At 61.3% G+C, this 15,377-nt stretch carries 13 protein-coding genes and 3 tRNA genes; 15 read left to right on the top strand and 1 reads right to left on the bottom strand.

All coding sequences use genetic code 11. The features are described 5' to 3' along the window. Positions 1-94: 94 nt before the first annotated feature. From gcl to HNR59_RS10710, 3 genes are read left to right on the top strand one after another with little or no spacing between them, the layout of a single operon-like run. Positions 95-1,876 (top strand): glyoxylate carboligase, encoded by a 1,782-nt coding sequence (gene gcl, locus HNR59_RS10700; RefSeq protein WP_183829695.1) that lies wholly within the window; start codon positions 95-97, stop codon positions 1,874-1,876. Positions 1,877-1,900: 24 nt separating this feature from the next. Further along, complete coding sequence (gene hyi / locus HNR59_RS10705; RefSeq protein WP_183829698.1) at positions 1,901-2,698, top strand: hydroxypyruvate isomerase; 798 nt, start codon at positions 1,901-1,903, stop codon at positions 2,696-2,698. Next, the gene (locus tag HNR59_RS10710) at positions 2,668-3,603 is read left to right on the top strand and encodes a 2-hydroxy-3-oxopropionate reductase (RefSeq protein ID WP_343060833.1); all 936 of its coding nucleotides are present in this window, start codon (positions 2,668-2,670) and stop codon (positions 3,601-3,603) included. The genes hyi and HNR59_RS10710 overlap by 31 nt, the downstream gene beginning before the upstream one ends. Positions 3,604-3,832: 229 nt before the next feature. Here HNR59_RS10710 and HNR59_RS10715 read toward each other — a convergent pair whose 3' ends face one another. Beyond that, positions 3,833-4,684 (bottom strand): TrmH family RNA methyltransferase, encoded by an 852-nt coding sequence (locus HNR59_RS10715; RefSeq protein WP_183829704.1) that lies wholly within the window; start codon positions 4,682-4,684, stop codon positions 3,833-3,835. A 187-nt stretch (positions 4,685-4,871) separates the two neighbouring features. Between HNR59_RS10715 and HNR59_RS10720 the strand changes: the two genes are divergently transcribed. The 12 genes from HNR59_RS10720 to rpoB all read left to right on the top strand — a co-directional run bounded on the left by HNR59_RS10720 (position 4,872) and on the right by rpoB (position 15,290). Beyond that, positions 4,872-4,956 (top strand) — tRNA-Tyr (locus tag HNR59_RS10720). Positions 4,957-4,979: 23 nt separating this feature from the next. Then, positions 4,980-5,053 (top strand) — tRNA-Gly (locus tag HNR59_RS10725). Between the two features lie 216 nt (positions 5,054-5,269). Next, a complete protein-coding gene (gene tuf / locus HNR59_RS10730) occupies positions 5,270-6,445 on the top strand; it encodes an elongation factor Tu (protein ID WP_183829707.1) in 1,176 nt (391 codons plus the stop codon). A 167-nt stretch (positions 6,446-6,612) separates the two neighbouring features. Next, positions 6,613-6,999 carry a GFA family protein gene (locus HNR59_RS10735; protein ID WP_183829710.1) on the top strand — a complete coding sequence of 129 codons (387 nt, stop codon included), beginning with the start codon at positions 6,613-6,615 and terminating at the stop codon, positions 6,997-6,999. A gap of 136 nt (positions 7,000-7,135) precedes the next feature. Then, positions 7,136-7,211, top strand: a tRNA-Trp gene (locus tag HNR59_RS10740). A gap of 335 nt (positions 7,212-7,546) precedes the next feature. Continuing rightward, positions 7,547-7,750: a preprotein translocase subunit SecE gene (secE, locus tag HNR59_RS10745; RefSeq protein WP_183829713.1), complete on the top strand. Its 204-nt coding sequence runs from the start codon at positions 7,547-7,549 to the stop codon at positions 7,748-7,750. 27 nt (positions 7,751-7,777) lie between these two features. After that, positions 7,778-8,317 carry a transcription termination/antitermination protein NusG gene (gene nusG / locus HNR59_RS10750; protein WP_183829716.1) on the top strand — a complete coding sequence of 180 codons (540 nt, stop codon included), beginning with the start codon at positions 7,778-7,780 and terminating at the stop codon, positions 8,315-8,317. Positions 8,318-8,485: 168 nt separating this feature from the next. After that, the gene (rplK, locus tag HNR59_RS10755; RefSeq protein ID WP_183829719.1) at positions 8,486-8,914 is read left to right on the top strand and encodes a 50S ribosomal protein L11; all 429 of its coding nucleotides are present in this window, start codon (positions 8,486-8,488) and stop codon (positions 8,912-8,914) included. Between the two features lie 4 nt (positions 8,915-8,918). Beyond that, a complete protein-coding gene (gene rplA / locus HNR59_RS10760; RefSeq protein ID WP_183829722.1) occupies positions 8,919-9,617 on the top strand; it encodes a 50S ribosomal protein L1 in 699 nt (232 codons plus the stop codon). 369 nt (positions 9,618-9,986) lie between these two features. Next, on the top strand, positions 9,987-10,505 hold the full coding sequence (rplJ, locus tag HNR59_RS10765; RefSeq protein ID WP_183829725.1) for a 50S ribosomal protein L10: 519 nt from the start codon (positions 9,987-9,989) through the stop codon (positions 10,503-10,505). Between the two features lie 57 nt (positions 10,506-10,562). Then, positions 10,563-10,937 carry a 50S ribosomal protein L7/L12 gene (gene rplL, locus HNR59_RS10770; protein WP_183829728.1) on the top strand — a complete coding sequence of 125 codons (375 nt, stop codon included), beginning with the start codon at positions 10,563-10,565 and terminating at the stop codon, positions 10,935-10,937. Positions 10,938-11,153: 216 nt separating this feature from the next. Next, positions 11,154-15,290: a DNA-directed RNA polymerase subunit beta gene (gene rpoB / locus HNR59_RS10775; protein ID WP_183829730.1), complete on the top strand. Its 4,137-nt coding sequence runs from the start codon at positions 11,154-11,156 to the stop codon at positions 15,288-15,290. The last annotated feature ends 87 nt before the right edge of the window (positions 15,291-15,377 follow it).

Here is a 15,377-nt window from a genome sequence, read left to right on the forward strand (position 1 = left end):
AATAACAGAAATGAAAAACTTTTTTGAAAAAATTGAAAAATAGGTGAAGTGCTGACATCCTCAAATCATCAGAATTGCTCTGGAGGATGCCGCCATGGCCAGAATGCGTGCTGTCGATGCCGCTGTTCTCGTTCTTGAAAAGGAAGGGATTTCCTGTGCGTTCGGGGTGCCGGGCGCAGCCATCAATCCGCTCTATTCCGCTCTGAAGGCACGGGGAACGATTCGTCATATTCTTGCCCGTCATGTGGAGGGCGCCTCGCATATGGCGGAAGGCTATACGCGCGCCGCCAGCGGCAATATCGGCCTGTGCCTCGGCACGTCCGGTCCCGCCGGAACCGACATGATCACCGGGCTTTATTCCGCGTCTGCCGATTCCATTCCCATCCTGTGCATCACTGGGCAGGCCCCGCGCGCACGGCTGACGAAGGAGGATTTTCAGGCTGTCGACATTGCCGCCATCGCGGGGCCCGTCACCAAATGGGCGGTTACGGTCATGGAGCCTTATCTGGTGCCGATGGCGCTGCAAAAGGCGTTTCATCTCATGCGCTCGTCGCGGCCCGGCCCGGTGCTGATCGACCTGCCGCTGGATGTTCAGCTGGCCGAAATAGATTTCGACATCGATGCCTACGAGCCGATGTCTGCTTTCAGGCCCGCCATGACCCGAGCGCAGGCCGAGAAGGCTCTGGCCATGCTGAACGAGGCCGAGAAGCCGCTGATCGTCGCCGGAGGCGGCATCATCAATGCCGATGCGTCCGACCTGCTGATCGAATTCGCGGAGATCACCGGGGTTCCGGTCATCCCCACGCTGATGGGCTGGGGCGCCATTCCGGACGATCACCGGCTGATGGCCGGCATGTGCGGGCTCCAGACCTCGCACCGTTATGGCAACGCCACCATGCTGGAGGCCGATTTCGTGTTCGGCATCGGCAACCGCTGGGCAAATCGTCATACCGGTTCCGTCGACGTCTATACGAAGGGCAGGAAATTCATCCATGTCGACATCGAGCCGACGCAGATAGGCCGTGTCTTCGCGCCCGATCTCGGCATCGTCTCCGATGCCGGCGCGGCGCTGAAGATGCTGCTCGATGTGGCGACCGAATGGAAGACGGCCGGAAAACTGCGCGACTGGTCCGGCTGGGCGAAGGCATGCCAGCAGCGCAAGAAGACGATGAAGCGCAAGACCCATTTCGAGCAGGTGCCGCTGAAGCCGCAGCGCATCTACGAGGAAATGAACAAGGCTTTCGGCCGTGACACCACCTATGTCACCACCATCGGTCTGAGCCAGATAGCGGGCGCGCAGTTCCTGCATGTCTATAAGCCGCGCAACTGGATCAATTGCGGGCAGGCCGGTCCGCTGGGGTGGACATTGCCGGCGGCGCTCGGTGTGAGGGCCGCCCGTCCGGATGCGAATATCGTCGCCCTTTCAGGAGATTACGACTTCCAGTTCATGATCGAGGAACTGGCCGTCGGCGCCCAGCACAAGCTGCCCTACATCCATGTCGTGGTGAACAACGCCTATCTCGGCCTCATCCGGCAGGCGCAGCGCGGTTTTTCGATGGACTACGAGGTCAGCCTCGCTTTCGAGAACATCAATACCGTCGGCCATGCGGAGGTCGGCTATGGCGTCGATCATGTCGCCGTTGCCGAAGCCATGGGCTGCAAGGCGCTGCGCGTGCGCCGGCCGGACGAGTTCGCCGGTGCCTTCGCTGAAGCGCGCCGGCTGATGAAGGAACATCAGGTTCCGGTCGTGCTGGAATTCATTCTCGAACGTGTCACCAACATCTCCATGGGCACCGAGATCGACAACATCACCGAGTTCGAGGAACTGGCCGAGCGCAATGAGGATGCGCCCACTGCAATCGCCATGCTCGACTGAATCAATTTGTGAGGAAATTCAGCTATGCCACGGTTTTCAGCCAATCTTTCCATGCTGTTCGGGGAACATGAGTTACTCGACCGCTTCGATGCCGCCGCCCGGGCCGGGTTTCGCGGCGTGGAATATCTCGGTCCTTACGACCATCCCGCCGAAGAAGTTTCGGCACGGCTGAAGAAGAACGGACTGACACAGGTTCTCTTCAATGTGCCATCCGGCGACTGGGCCGCCGGGGAGCGCGGCATTGCCATCCTGCCGGACCGGATCGAGGAGTTCCGCGCCGGGGTCGACAAGGCTATCACCTATGCGAGGGCTCTGGATTGCGGGCAGGTGAACTGCCTCGCCGGCATCGTGCCTGCCGGTGCGCCGCGTGAAGAGCTTGAAGAGGTGTTCGTCGGAAACCTGAAATTTGCCGCCGACAGGCTGGGCGAGGCTGGCATTCGCCTGCTGATAGAGCCGATCAACACCCGCGACATTCCCGGCTTCTTCCTCACCGGCACGCAGCAGGCGCTCAATCTGATGGAAAAGGTCGGATCGCAGAACCTGTGGCTGCAATATGACATCTATCACATGCAGATCATGGAGGGCGATCTGGCGCGCTCGATAGAGGCCAACCTGCCGCGCATCGCCCATATCCAGCTTGCCGACAACCCCGGCCGCCATGAGCCTGGAACGGGCGAGATCAACTACCCGTTCATCTACGATTTCATCGACGGCCTCGGCTATTCCGGCTGGATTGGTGCCGAATACAAGCCGAAAGCCGGCACCGAAGCGGGACTTGGCTGGTTCGGGAAATTCGCCGGCAAGGCGGACGCGGCAGCGTGACGAATCGAAAGGACGCCACAATGGAAAACATCGGTTTCATAGGTCTGGGCATCATGGGATCTCCCATGGCCGGGCATCTGCTGGATGCAGGCTATTCGGTCATCACCACCGACCATCGCTCGCCGCCGCCTGCCGACCTTGTCGACAAAGGCCTGAAGACCGTGACCGGCAACGCCGCCGTGGCACAGGCCGCAGACATCATCATCACCATGGTGCCGGACACGCCGCAGGTGGATGAGGTGCTGTTCGGCGAGGATGGCGTGGCGTCGGGCCTGTCGAAGGGCAAGTTGGTCATCGACATGTCGTCTATTTCGCCGATCGCCACCAAAACCTTCGCGCAGAAGATCAACGCTCTGGGCTGCGATTATCTGGACGCGCCGGTTTCGGGCGGTGAAGTAGGCGCAAAGGCTGCGTCGCTCACCATCATGGTCGGCGGCGAGGAGAACGCTTTTGAGCGAGCGCGCCCCGTTTTCGAGAAAATGGGCAAGAACATCACGCTGGTCGGCCCCAATAGCGTCGGGCAGACGACCAAGGTAGCGAATCAGATCGTCGTCGCGCTCACCATTGAGGCGGTGGCCGAGGCGCTGGTGTTTGCGTCCAAGGCGGGAGCCGATCCTGCCCGGGTTCGGCAGGCGCTGATGGGCGGGCTCGCGGCCTCGCGCATCCTCGAAGTGCATGGCGAGCGCATGATCAGGCGCACCTTCGACCCGGGCTTCCGCATCGAACTGCACCAGAAGGATCTCAATCTGGCCCTCGAAGGCGCCCGTTCGCTCGGCGTCTCGCTGCCCAACACCTCGACGGCGCAGCAGCTCTTCAACTCCTGCGCCGCCAATGGCGGGGCGAAGGAGGATCATTCGGCACTGGTGCGCGCGCTGGAGCGGATGGCCGGCCACGACGTAGCCTGACGATCAAATCGGCACAAAGTGGCCAGACGATCACGCGAATCGAACCGGCAAACAGCCGGTGCGAACAGCGGGCGGGGAGGGGAACGGTCGTGTTCCCAAAAAGATGTTCCCCTTGCCGCCCGTTTGGGCATTTTGCAGTCACACGCAAGCGACTGACATCGCATAGATCCCGCTAAACTGGGGACTGGAGCAGCGGAATCAGCCTTTGCCTGAACGCCTGCTGTTCTCTCTATTCGTTCAGAAACCGCCCCGCCGCATAGAGCGCCACGGCTGCGGCGTTGGAGACATTGAGCGAGCGGATGGCGCCGGGCATGTCGAGCCGGGCCAGCGCACTCACCGTCTCGCGCGTCTTCTGCCGCAGGCCCTTGCCTTCCGCGCCGAGAACGAGCGCCAGCCTTTGTGCGGAAAAGGTCTTTTCCAGCTCGGCGGGTCCATCCGAATCGAGACCGATCGTCTGGAAGCCGGCCCCATGCAGCGTTTCCAGCGCTTCGGCGAGATTGCGCACCTCGATATGGTCTATGTGTTCCAGCGCGCCGGATGCCGATTTGGCCAGCACGCCGGATTCGGTCGGGCTGTGACGATTGGTCGTGATGAGCGCGCCGGCGCCGAAGGCCACGGCGGAACGCAGAATTGCGCCGACATTGTGCGGATCCGTCACCTGATCCAGCACAAGCACGAGATTCGTGTCACCCAGCGCGTCGAGGCGCTTGGGCCTGAGCGGTTCGGCCTCGATCAGCACGCCCTGATGGACGGCGTCGGATCCGGTGATCTTGTCGATCTCGCGCGGCTCGACGATGCGGGCCGGGAAGGGAAGGCCATCCACAGGGCCGAGTTCCAGCCGCTCGGCCGCATTGCGCGTGACCAGCATGGAGCGCACCTTGCGCGCGGGATTGGCAAGGGCTGCGCGCACCGTGTGCAGGCCATAGAGATGCACGAGACCTTCGGAGGGACCGTCGCCGGGCATGACCTTGCGCCGTGGCCTGTGCGCGCGTGGCCCGCCGGCCTTTTCGTCACGAAAGGTTCGACGCAGCCTTGCATAATGCGCGTCTTTGGGGGTGCCGGATTTCTTGATGTCGCTCATGCTCGTCCTATAGCTGTAGTGCCTGCTTTTGCCTATGGCGGCGACGCCATGAAAAAACTGCGGAGAAAACGTCTCCGGCGCGGTTGACACAAAACAACCTTGCGGCCATAAGGCGCTTCGCTGATGGCGGGCATCGACAGGGCTCCGGCATCTGTAAGTGCCTCGCAGCAGGCTCCGTCGGCAGACTGGAGGAGTGCCCGAGTGGTTAAAGGGGACGGACTGTAAATCCGTTGGCTTAGCCTACGTTGGTTCAAATCCAACCTCCTCCACCACTGCCGCACCGGAGACCTGAAATGCGGGTGTAGCTCAATGGTAGAGCAGCAGCCTTCCAAGCTGAATACGAGGGTTCGATTCCCTTCACCCGCTCCAGTTTTCTGAATGCGAAGCGCAGGGCCGGGTTCGTTCATCCAGCCCCTTACAACAGCAATATTTTCTGCCTATATCTGCGTCATTCACCCGCAGTTGCATGTCAGGGTGTATGGCTGCACCGTCGCTGGCCAAAAGACACTTGTGTTTTGCGGCCGTTCTCGCTAATCGCCCCGCATCCGACTGAACCAAAGGTCCACGCGCCTAAGGAAAGAGACTATGGCAAAAGGTAAATTCGAGCGCAATAAGCCTCATGTGAACATTGGCACGATTGGTCACGTTGACCATGGCAAGACGTCGACGACGGCTGCGATCACGAAGTATTTCGGTGATTTCAAGGCTTATGACCAGATTGACAACGCTCCTGAGGAGAAGGCGCGCGGCATCACGATTGCGACGTCGCACGTTGAGTACGAGACGGATGCGCGCCACTACGCCCACGTCGACTGCCCCGGCCACGCCGACTATGTGAAGAACATGATCACGGGTGCTGCGCAGATGGACGGCGCGATCCTGGTTGTGTCGGCTGCCGACGGCCCGATGCCGCAGACGCGCGAGCACATCCTGCTTGCCCGTCAGGTTGGCGTTCCGGCGATCGTGGTGTTCCTGAACAAGGTGGACCAGGTTGACGATCCGGAGCTTCTGGAACTGGTTGAGCTGGAAGTCCGCGAGCTTCTGTCGGCTTACGAGTTCCCCGGCGACGACATTCCGATCGTTCCGGGCTCGGCGCTTGCTGCCCTTGAGGACTCGAACAAGGAAATCGGCGAGGACGCGATCCGCAAGCTGATGGCTGCGGTTGACGAATACATCCCGACGCCTGAGCGTCCGGTTGACCAGCCGTTCCTGATGCCGATCGAAGACGTGTTCTCGATCTCGGGCCGCGGCACGGTGGTGACCGGTCGCGTCGAGCGCGGCATCGTCAAGGTTGGCGAGGAACTCGAGATCGTCGGCATCCGTCCGACGACGAAGACGACCTGCACGGGCGTCGAGATGTTCCGCAAGCTGCTCGACCAGGGCCAGGCCGGCGACAACATCGGTGCGCTGCTGCGCGGTGTTGACCGTGAAGGCGTTGAGCGTGGTCAGGTTCTGGCGAAGCCCGGTTCGGTGAAGCCGCACAAGAAGTTCAAGGCCGAGGCCTACATTCTGACGAAGGAAGAGGGTGGCCGTCATACGCCGTTCTTCACGAACTACCGTCCGCAGTTCTACTTCCGCACGACGGACGTGACGGGCATCGTGACGCTTCCCGAGGGCACCGAGATGGTGATGCCGGGCGACAACATCACGGTTGATGTTGAGCTGATCGTGCCGATCGCGATGGAAGAGCGCCTGCGCTTCGCCATCCGTGAAGGCGGCCGCACCGTCGGCGCCGGCATCGTCGCCGCAATCGTCGAATAAGCTGACGCTTTCTGTCAGCAGGAACATGGAAAAGGGCGGCCTTCGGGTCGCCCTTTTTCTTTATCGCGGTATTGTTGCTTGTCTGCACGGGCAACCCTGCTGACCACTGTGTCGGGTGGCGGCGAGCAGGAGCACTCCGGAGGTTGTGCCGGCTGGGAGGTTAGGCGATGAGGATTGTGGAAGGTGGATGCCTGTGCGGCAAGGTGCGCTTCCGCGCTCGCGGCGAGCCGCTGCGGGTCGGCATTTGCCATTGCATGGATTGCCGCAGGCACCATGGCGCGCTTTTCCATGCGTCGGCCATCTATCCGGCCTCCGAGTTCAGCTTCGGGGGAGAAGCCGGGTCGTACAAGGGGCGGCATTTTTGCCCGGCCTGCGGCTCATCGATGTTTGGCCGAACCGGCGAAGAAGTCGAAATCAATCTCGGTGCGCTGGATGAAACGAATCTGTTCAGACCCACTTATGAACTGTGGTGCATTCGTCGCGAGTCGTGGCTTCCGCCTTTTCCCGATACTGAAATTTTTCCGGGGGATCGCGCCGTTGCCGATCAGTCGTAAAGTGTGGTCTGAAAAGGCTGACTTTCGCGGCCTTCGCCTGTCTTTTCCCAGTTGCGTGCGATGATGCGCTTTCTCTCTTTACAGATGCGGCTCTACTGACTAGGAAGCGGCTGCTGCATCGATATGCGGCCGACCTAGGGGTATAGCTCAGTTGGTAGAGCGGCGGTCTCCAAAACCGCAGGTCGCGGGTTCGAGCCCTGCTGCCCCTGCCATTTTTCTGCCGGACAGCTTTCGTTTCGGCGATCTCTTGCTTTACAATGCGATTTACGCCATAAGACGGCGTGGCCGGGACGGGACGACTGGATGGTTCCGAGGCGGCATATGATCGTAAAGCGGATGCTTGCCACTTGCGCGTGTCGAGAATCGGTTTTATGTAGGCACCAACAGACACGCGACGCGTGGAGCTGGTAATCCAGCTTTGCGCGTCTGATTTGCATGAACGAAACTACTTGCTGATTCGCTGCGGTAGCCAAGTTCATGTCTCACGTCCCGCCCGGCGGGATCATCCAGAGGGTCCGGCCCACGGATCCTGAAAGCAGAGTGGCACATGGCGTCGAAGACAACCAATCCTTTCGTCTTCCTTCAGCAGGTTCGGTCCGAGGCTGCCAAGGTCACCTGGCCTTCGCGGCGCGAGACGATGATCTCCACGGTGATGGTTCTGATCTTTTCGCTGCTGGCGATGCTCTTCTTCTTTGCTGCCGATCAGCTCATGGGTTTTGCCGTCGAATTGATTCTCGGCATCGGGCGCTAAGTTCGGCGATTACGGAGAAGTCTTTACATGACCGCGCGCTGGTACATCGTTCACGCCTATTCCAACTTCGAGAAGAAGGTGGCGGATGACATTGAGAACAAGGCCCGTCAGAAGGGGCTGAGCGACAGGATCGAGCAGATCGTCGTGCCCACCGAGAAGGTGGTCGAGGTTCGCCGTGGCAAGAAGGTCGATGCGGAGCGCAAGTTCTTCCCCGGCTACGTGCTGATGAAGGCTGATCTGAATGACGCCGTGATCTCGCTGGTCAAGAACACGCCGCGCGTGACCGGCTTCCTCGGTGAGGACAAGCACACCGCCAAGCCGATGTACATCACCGACAAGGAGGCCGAGCGCATCCTGCATCAGGTGCAGGAAGGCGTGGAGCGGCCGAAGCCTTCGGTGACCTTCGAGGTCGGCGAGGCGATCCGCGTTTCCGATGGTCCCTTCGCTTCCTTCAACGGCTTCGTTCAGGAAGTGGACGAGGAGCGGGCGCGTCTCAAGGTTGAGGTTTCCATCTTCGGGCGCGCCGTGCCTGTGGATCTGGAATTCGGACAGGTCGAAAAGGGCTGATCCGAAGCGGCGCTGTCCCTGTGATGGTGCCGAAGGGTGGCGCAGTCTCTGCGTCGCTTGAATGGTGGGAGGCGAGGGCGGCTTAGCCGGCTGCCGGAACCGCACCACCGGACTGCAACCGCCGGCTTTCCCGATTTCGGGGCTGGCATGAAACAAGGCAGATAAGAGATGGCTAAGAAAATTGCAGGCCAGCTCAAGCTTCAGGTTCCCGCGGGGTCGGCTACGCCGTCGCCTCCGATCGGCCCTGCGCTTGGTCAGCGTGGCATCAACATCATGGAATTCTGTAAGGCGTTCAACGCCCAGAGCCAGGAGATGGAGAAGGGTTCGCCCATCCCCGTCGTGATCACCTATTATCAGGACAAGTCGTTCACCTTCGTCATGAAGACGCCTCCGGTGACCTACTTCCTGAAGAAGGCCGTCAACCTGAAGTCGGGTTCCAAGGAGCCGGGCAAGGCGAAGGCTGGCCAGATCAGCCGCGACAAGGTGCGCGAGATCGCCGAAGCCAAGATGAAGGACCTCAACGCAAACGACGTGGAAGCGGCGATGCGTATGGTCGAAGGTTCTGCCCGCTCGATGGGCCTGGAAGTGGTGGGCTGATCAGATGGCAAAGATTTCCAAGCGCATAGCCAAGGTTCGTGAAGGCCTTGATCCCGATAAGGTCTACGGCCTCGAAGACGCGATCAAGCTTCTGAAGGACCGCTCTTCCGTCAAGTTCGACGAGACCATCGAAATCTCGATGAACCTCGGTGTTGATCCCCGTCATGCCGACCAGATGGTCCGCGGCGTGGTCAACCTGCCGAACGGCACCGGCCGTGATGTTCGCGTCGCCGTGTTTGCCCGTGGCGACAAGGCTGACGAGGCCAAGGCAGCCGGTGCGGACATCGTCGGTGCCGAGGAACTGGTCGAGATCGTCCAGAAGGGCGAGATCAACTTCGATCGCTGCATCGCCACGCCGGACATGATGCCGCTCGTCGGTCGTCTGGGCAAGGTGCTCGGCCCCCGCGGCATGATGCCGAACCCGAAGGTCGGCACCGTGACCACCGATGTGGCTGGTGCGGTCAAGGCTTCCAAGGGTGGCGCCGTTGAGTTCCGCGTCGAGAAGGCCGGTATCGTCCACGGCGGCGTTGGCAAGGTCTCCTTCGAGGTCAAGGCTCTGGAAGAGAACGTTCGTGCTTTCGCCGATGCGGTCAACAAGGCCAAGCCGACGGGCGCCAAGGGCATTTACGTCAAGCGGGTGGCTCTGTCCTCGACCATGGGCCCCGGCCTGAAGCTGGATGTGGCTTCTCTCGCCATTTCCTGATGCGATTTCCGAGGGCTGGCGCGTAGGCGCCGGTCCTTTCTGAAATTCCGGCTCCCGCTCATGCGGGGGCCGGAAGCCGGGATGAAAGTCCCGGAATCCTGTCCGAGATTGCAGGCGGACCTCTTTCGGGTGGTCCTTAATCCATACGGGTCTGCATGAGACGGGTGAAGACCGGACAGAGGAGGGTATCCCTCCGAAGAAAGGTTCGAACCGTGTGTGCCTTTTGTCTGTATGCCTTCGGGCATGGCGGAAAGGGGACAGGATCCTCGAGCGCTGATCGTGAAAGCTCTTTCCAGGGCTGTAGCGACCGGCAAAAGGCAACCCGACGCCCGCTTCGCAAATGTTGCGGGGGTCAACTGGAGATAGGCAGTGGATAGAGCGGAAAAACGCGAACTCGTCTCGAGTCTGAACGACGCCTTCAAGGGCGCCGGATCAGTCGTCGTGGCCCACTATGCCGGTATCACCGTTGCGCAGATGAACGATCTTCGTGTGAAGATGGGCGCAGCCGGTGGAACTGTCAAAGTCGCGAAGAACCGCCTCGCCAAAATCGCTCTTCAGGGCACGGAATCCGAAGGCATCATCGATCTGTTCAAGGGACAGACGCTGATCGCTTATTCGGACGATCCGGTTGCGGCTCCGAAGGTCGCGTCCGATTTCGCCAAGGGCAATGACAAGCTTGTCATTCTCGGCGGCGCAATGGGCTCGACCACGCTCGATGCCGATGGTGTGAAGGCTCTTGCCTCGCTGCCGTCGCTCGACGAGCTGCGTGCACGTCTGGTGGGTATGATTTCCACCCCGGCAACCCGGATCGCACAGGTCGTCAACGCACCGGCAGGCAATGTCGCGCGCGTTATCGGCGCTTATGCCCGGAAGGACGAGGCGGCGTGAGGCTGTTCCTCACACCAAAACATCAACACGTTCGAATCTTATTGAAGGAAAATCAAAATGGCTGATCTCGCCAAGATCGTTGAAGACCTGTCGGCCCTGACCGTTCTCGAAGCGGCTGAGCTGTCGAAGCTGCTGGAAGAGAAGTGGGGCGTTTCCGCTGCTGCTCCGGTCGCCGTTGCTGCTGCTCCGGGCGCCGCTGCTGCTGCCCCGGTTGAAGAGAAGACCGAGTTCGACGTCATTCTCGCTGACGCCGGCGCCAAGAAGATCGAGGTCATCAAGGAAGTCCGCGCCATCACCGGCCTGGGCCTCAAGGAAGCCAAGGATCTGGTTGAAGCTGCTCCGAAGCCCGTCAAGGAAGGCGCCAACAAGGCCGACGCCGACAAGATCAAGGCTCAGCTCGAAGCAGCTGGCGCCAAGGTCGAGCTCAAGTAAGCGTTTGGGTTCCGGCGGACGGCTTTCGGGCCGTCCGCCACCTCCGCTTTCGGAGGTGGCCCGGCGGATGTGTTTGAGAACCTCTTTCCTGAGGGCCAAAAACGGGCTTTCAGGAAACAGGTTTTCACCTGTTTTGGACAAGGTCGCTATCGTGCGGCCTGGAAGCAAGGCGGATCGCGGCGTGATCCGCCCCGAGATGCGAGCTAAGGAGCTATAATGGCCCAGACCCAGACTTTTAACGGCCGCAGGCGCGTCAGGAAGTTCTTCGGGAAGATACCCGAAGTCGCGGAAATGCCGAACCTCATCGAGGTTCAGAAGGCGTCTTACGACCAGTTCCTGATGGTCGAGGAGCCCGAAGGCGGCCGCCCGGACGAGGGACTGCAGGCGGTTTTCAAGTCGGTCTTCCCGATCTCCGATTTTTCCGGCGCTTCGATGCTCGAATTCGTCAAGTACGAGTTCGAAGCCCCGAAGTTCGACGTTGACGAGTGCCGTCAGCGCGACCTGACCTATGCCGCGCCGCTCAAGGTGACGCTGCGTCTGATCGTGTTCGATGTCGACGAGGACACCGGCGCCAAGTCGATCAAGGACATCAAGGAGCAGGACGTCTACATGGGCGACATGCCGCTCATGACGTCCAACGGCACCTTCATCGTCAACGGCACCGAGCGCGTCATCGTTTCGCAGATGCACCGTTCGCCGGGTGTCTTCTTCGACCATGACAAGGGCAAGTCGCATTCGAGCGGCAAGCTGCTGTTCGCCGCACGCGTCATTCCCTATCGTGGTTCGTGGCTCGACATCGAGTTCGATTCCAAGGATGTCGTGCACGCCCGTATCGACCGTCGCCGCAAGATTCCGGCGACCTCTCTGCTGATGGCGCTCGGCATGGATGGCGAAGACATCCTGTCGACGTTCTATAACAAGATCACCTACAAGCGTGCAGGCGATCACTGGCGCATCCCTTACAATCAGGATCGCTTCAAGGGTCTCAAGGCCGTGAACGATCTGGTCGACGCCGATACCGGCGAAGTCGTGGTCGAGGCTGGCAAGAAGATCACCGCCCGTCAGGCACGGCAGCTTGCCGAAAAGGGCCTCAAGGCCATCAAGGCAACCGATGAGGACCTGATCGGCCAGTATCTCGCCGAGGATATCGTCAACTACCAGACCGGCGAGATCTATCTCGAAGCCGGTGACGAGATCGACGAGAAGACGCTGAAGGTTCTGCTCGGCACGGGCGAGGAAGAAATCCAGATCCTCGACATCGATCACGTCAATGTCGGCGCCTATATCCGCAACACGCTGGCCGTGGACAAGAACGAAGGCCGTCAGGACGCCCTGTTCGACATCTACCGCGTCATGCGCCCGGGCGAGCCGCCGACGCTTGAGACAGCCGAGGCGATGTTCAATTCGCTGTTCTTCGATGCAGAGCGCTACGACCTCTCGGCCGTCGGCCGCGTCAAGATGAACATGCGTCTGGAACTGGACTGCCCGGACACCGTGCGCGTGCTGCGCAAGGACGATATCCTTGCCGTGGTCAAGACGCTGGTCGACCTGCGCGACGGCAAGGGCGAGATCGATGACATCGACAATCTCGGCAACCGCCGTGTGCGTTCGGTGGGCGAGCTCATGGAGAACCAGTATCGTCTGGGCCTCCTGCGCATGGAGCGCGCCATCAAGGAGCGCATGTCGTCGATCGAGATCGACACCGTCATGCCGCAGGACCTGATCAACGCCAAGCCGGCCGCGGCTGCCGTGCGCGAGTTCTTCGGTTCCTCGCAGCTCTCGCAGTTCATGGACCAGACCAACCCGCTGTCGGAAATCACCCACAAGCGTCGTCTTTCGGCCCTCGGGCCGGGTGGTCTGACCCGCGAGCGCGCCGGCTTCGAGGTGCGCGACGTGCACCCGACGCATTACGGCCGCATCTGCCCGATCGAGACGCCGGAAGGCCCGAACATCGGTCTGATCAACTCGCTGGCCACCTTTGCGCGCGTCAACAAGTACGGCTTCATCGAAAGCCCGTATCGCAAGATCGTGGACGGCAAGCTCACCAATGACGTGGTCTATCTGTCGGCGATGGAGGAGGCCAAGCACTATGTGGCGCAGGCCAACGCCGAGCTGGACTCTAACGGTCAGTTCGTGGACGAGTTCGTCATCTGCCGGAACGCCGGCGAGGTGATGATGGCGCCGCGCGAGATGGTCGACCTTATGGACGTCTCGCCCAAGCAGATGGTGTCGGTCGCCGCAGCGCTGATTCCGTTCCTTGAAAACGACGACGCCAACCGCGCTCTGATGGGCTCGAACATGCAGCGTCAGGCCGTGCCGCTGGTGCGCGCCGAGGCTCCGTTCGTCGGCACCGGCATGGAGCCGATCGTCGCCCGTGACTCCGGCGCTGCCATCGGCGCACGCCGCGGCGGTATCGTCGATCAGGTGGACGCAACCCGTATCGTCGTGCGCGCCACCGAAGATCTTGATCCCGGCAAGTCGGGCGTCGACATCTACCGCCTGATGAAGTTCCAGCGCTCGAACCAGTCGACCTGCATCAACCAGCGTCCGCTGGTGAAGGTTGGCGATCACGTCAACAAGGGCGATATCATCGCTGACGGTCCGTCGACCGATCTCGGCGATCTGGCGCTCGGCCGCAACGTGCTGGTCGCGTTCATGCCGTGGAACGGATACAACTACGAGGACTCCATCCTGCTCTCCGAGCGGATCGTGGCCGACGACATCTTCACCTCGATCCACATCGAGGAGTTCGAGGTCATGGCGCGCGACACCAAGCTCGGGCCTGAAGAAATCACGCGCGACATTCCGAACGTTTCGGAAGAAGCGCTGAAGAACCTCGACGAGGCCGGCATCGTCTATATCGGCGCGGAAGTGCAGCCGGGTGACATTCTCGTCGGCAAGATCACGCCGAAGGGCGAAAGCCCGATGACGCCGGAAGAGAAGCTTCTGCGCGCCATCTTCGGTGAGAAGGCCTCCGACGTACGCGACACCTCCATGCGCATGCCTCCGGGCACCTTCGGCACGGTCGTCGAAGTGCGCGTCTTCAACCGCCACGGCGTGGAGAAGGACGAGCGCGCCATGGCGATCGAGCGCGAGGAGATCGAGCGCCTCGCCAAGGACCGTGACGACGAGCAGGCGATCCTGGATCGCAACGTCTATGCGCGTCTGGCTGACGTTCTGATCGGCAAGGAAGCCATTGCGGGGCCGAAGGGCTTCAAGAAGGGTTCCACGCTGGCACGCGAGACGCTGGACGATTACCCGCGCTCGCAGTGGTGGCAGTTCGCCGTCGAGGACGAAAAGCTGCAGAGCGAGCTGGAAGCCCTGCGCGGCCAGTACGACGACTCCAAGAAGGCGCTTGAGCAGCGCTTCATGGACAAAGTCGAGAAGGTGCAGCGCGGCGACGAGATGCCTCCGGGCGTCATGAAGATGGTCAAGGTGTTCGTGGCTGTGAAGCGCAAGATGCAGCCGGGCGACAAGATGGCCGGCCGTCACGGCAACAAGGGCGTCGTGTCGCGCATCGTTGCGGTCGAGGACATGCCGTTCCTCGAAGACGGTACGCATGCAGACATCGTGCTCAATCCCCTCGGCGTGCCTTCGCGCATGAACGTCGGCCAGATTCTCGAAACGCACCTTGGCTGGGCCTGCGCCGGCATGGGCAGGAAGATCGGTGAGCTGATCGATGCCTACAAGGCCAGCGGCGACATCAAGCCCCTGCGCGAGACGGTCGAGGCGGTCATCCCTGCCAACGACCGCAACGAGCCGGTGCGCGAGTATGACGACGAGTCCGTCGTGCGTCTGGGCGAGCAGATGCGCCGCGGCGTCTCGATCGCAACGCCGGTGTTCGACGGTGCGAACGAAGCCGACATCGACCACATGCTGAGCCAGGCCGGCCTGCACACCTCCGGCCAGTCGCAGCTCTACGACGGACGTACCGGAGAGCCGTTCGACCGCAAGGTGACCATGGGCTACATCTACATGCTCAAGCTTCACCATCTGGTCGACGACAAGATCCACGCCCGTTCGATCGGCCCGTACTCGCTCGTCACCCAGCAGCCGCTGGGCGGTAAGGCGCAGTTCGGCGGTCAGCGCTTCGGCGAGATGGAGGTCTGGGCGCTCGAAGCCTACGGCGCCGCCTACACGCTGCAGGAAATGCTGACGGTGAAGTCGGACGACGTGGCAGGCCGTACCAAGGTCTACGAGGCGATTGTGCGCGGCGACGACACCTTCGAGGCCGGCATTCCCGAGAGCTTCAACGTTCTCGTCAAGGAAATGCGGTCGCTGGGTCTCAATGTCGAGCTTGAGAATACCAAGCAGGACAATGCCCCGACGCAGATGCCTGACGCTGCGGAGTAAAAGCCTGACGCGGCCGCGCCGGAGCGCGGCTGCCGGCTGGCCTGAACGGCCACGTGAAATTTTCCGGCTGAGGCCGGTTCTCGCGGG

Source organism: Aquamicrobium lusatiense, assembly GCF_014201615.1.
Classification (GTDB): domain Bacteria; phylum Pseudomonadota; class Alphaproteobacteria; order Rhizobiales; family Rhizobiaceae; genus Mesorhizobium; species Mesorhizobium lusatiense.

What these genes read in the sequence shown, in the direction of transcription:
- gcl (WP_183829695.1), top strand. Translation starts at nt 95, where the DNA reads ATGGCCAGAATGCGTGCTGTCGATGCCGCTGTTCTCGTTCTTGAAAAG.
- hyi (WP_183829698.1), top strand. Translation starts at nt 1,901, where the DNA reads ATGCCACGGTTTTCAGCCAATCTTTCCATGCTGTTCGGGGAACATGAG.
- HNR59_RS10715 (WP_183829704.1), bottom strand. Translation starts at nt 4,684, where the DNA reads ATGAGCGACATCAAGAAATCCGGCACCCCCAAAGACGCGCATTATGCA.
- tuf (WP_183829707.1), top strand. Translation starts at nt 5,270, where the DNA reads ATGGCAAAAGGTAAATTCGAGCGCAATAAGCCTCATGTGAACATTGGC.
- HNR59_RS10735 (WP_183829710.1), top strand. Translation starts at nt 6,613, where the DNA reads ATGAGGATTGTGGAAGGTGGATGCCTGTGCGGCAAGGTGCGCTTCCGC.
- secE (WP_183829713.1), top strand. Translation starts at nt 7,547, where the DNA reads ATGGCGTCGAAGACAACCAATCCTTTCGTCTTCCTTCAGCAGGTTCGG.
- nusG (WP_183829716.1), top strand. Translation starts at nt 7,778, where the DNA reads ATGACCGCGCGCTGGTACATCGTTCACGCCTATTCCAACTTCGAGAAG.
- rplK (WP_183829719.1), top strand. Translation starts at nt 8,486, where the DNA reads ATGGCTAAGAAAATTGCAGGCCAGCTCAAGCTTCAGGTTCCCGCGGGG.
- rplA (WP_183829722.1), top strand. Translation starts at nt 8,919, where the DNA reads ATGGCAAAGATTTCCAAGCGCATAGCCAAGGTTCGTGAAGGCCTTGAT.
- rplL (WP_183829728.1), top strand. Translation starts at nt 10,563, where the DNA reads ATGGCTGATCTCGCCAAGATCGTTGAAGACCTGTCGGCCCTGACCGTT.
- rpoB (WP_183829730.1), top strand. Translation starts at nt 11,154, where the DNA reads ATGGCCCAGACCCAGACTTTTAACGGCCGCAGGCGCGTCAGGAAGTTC.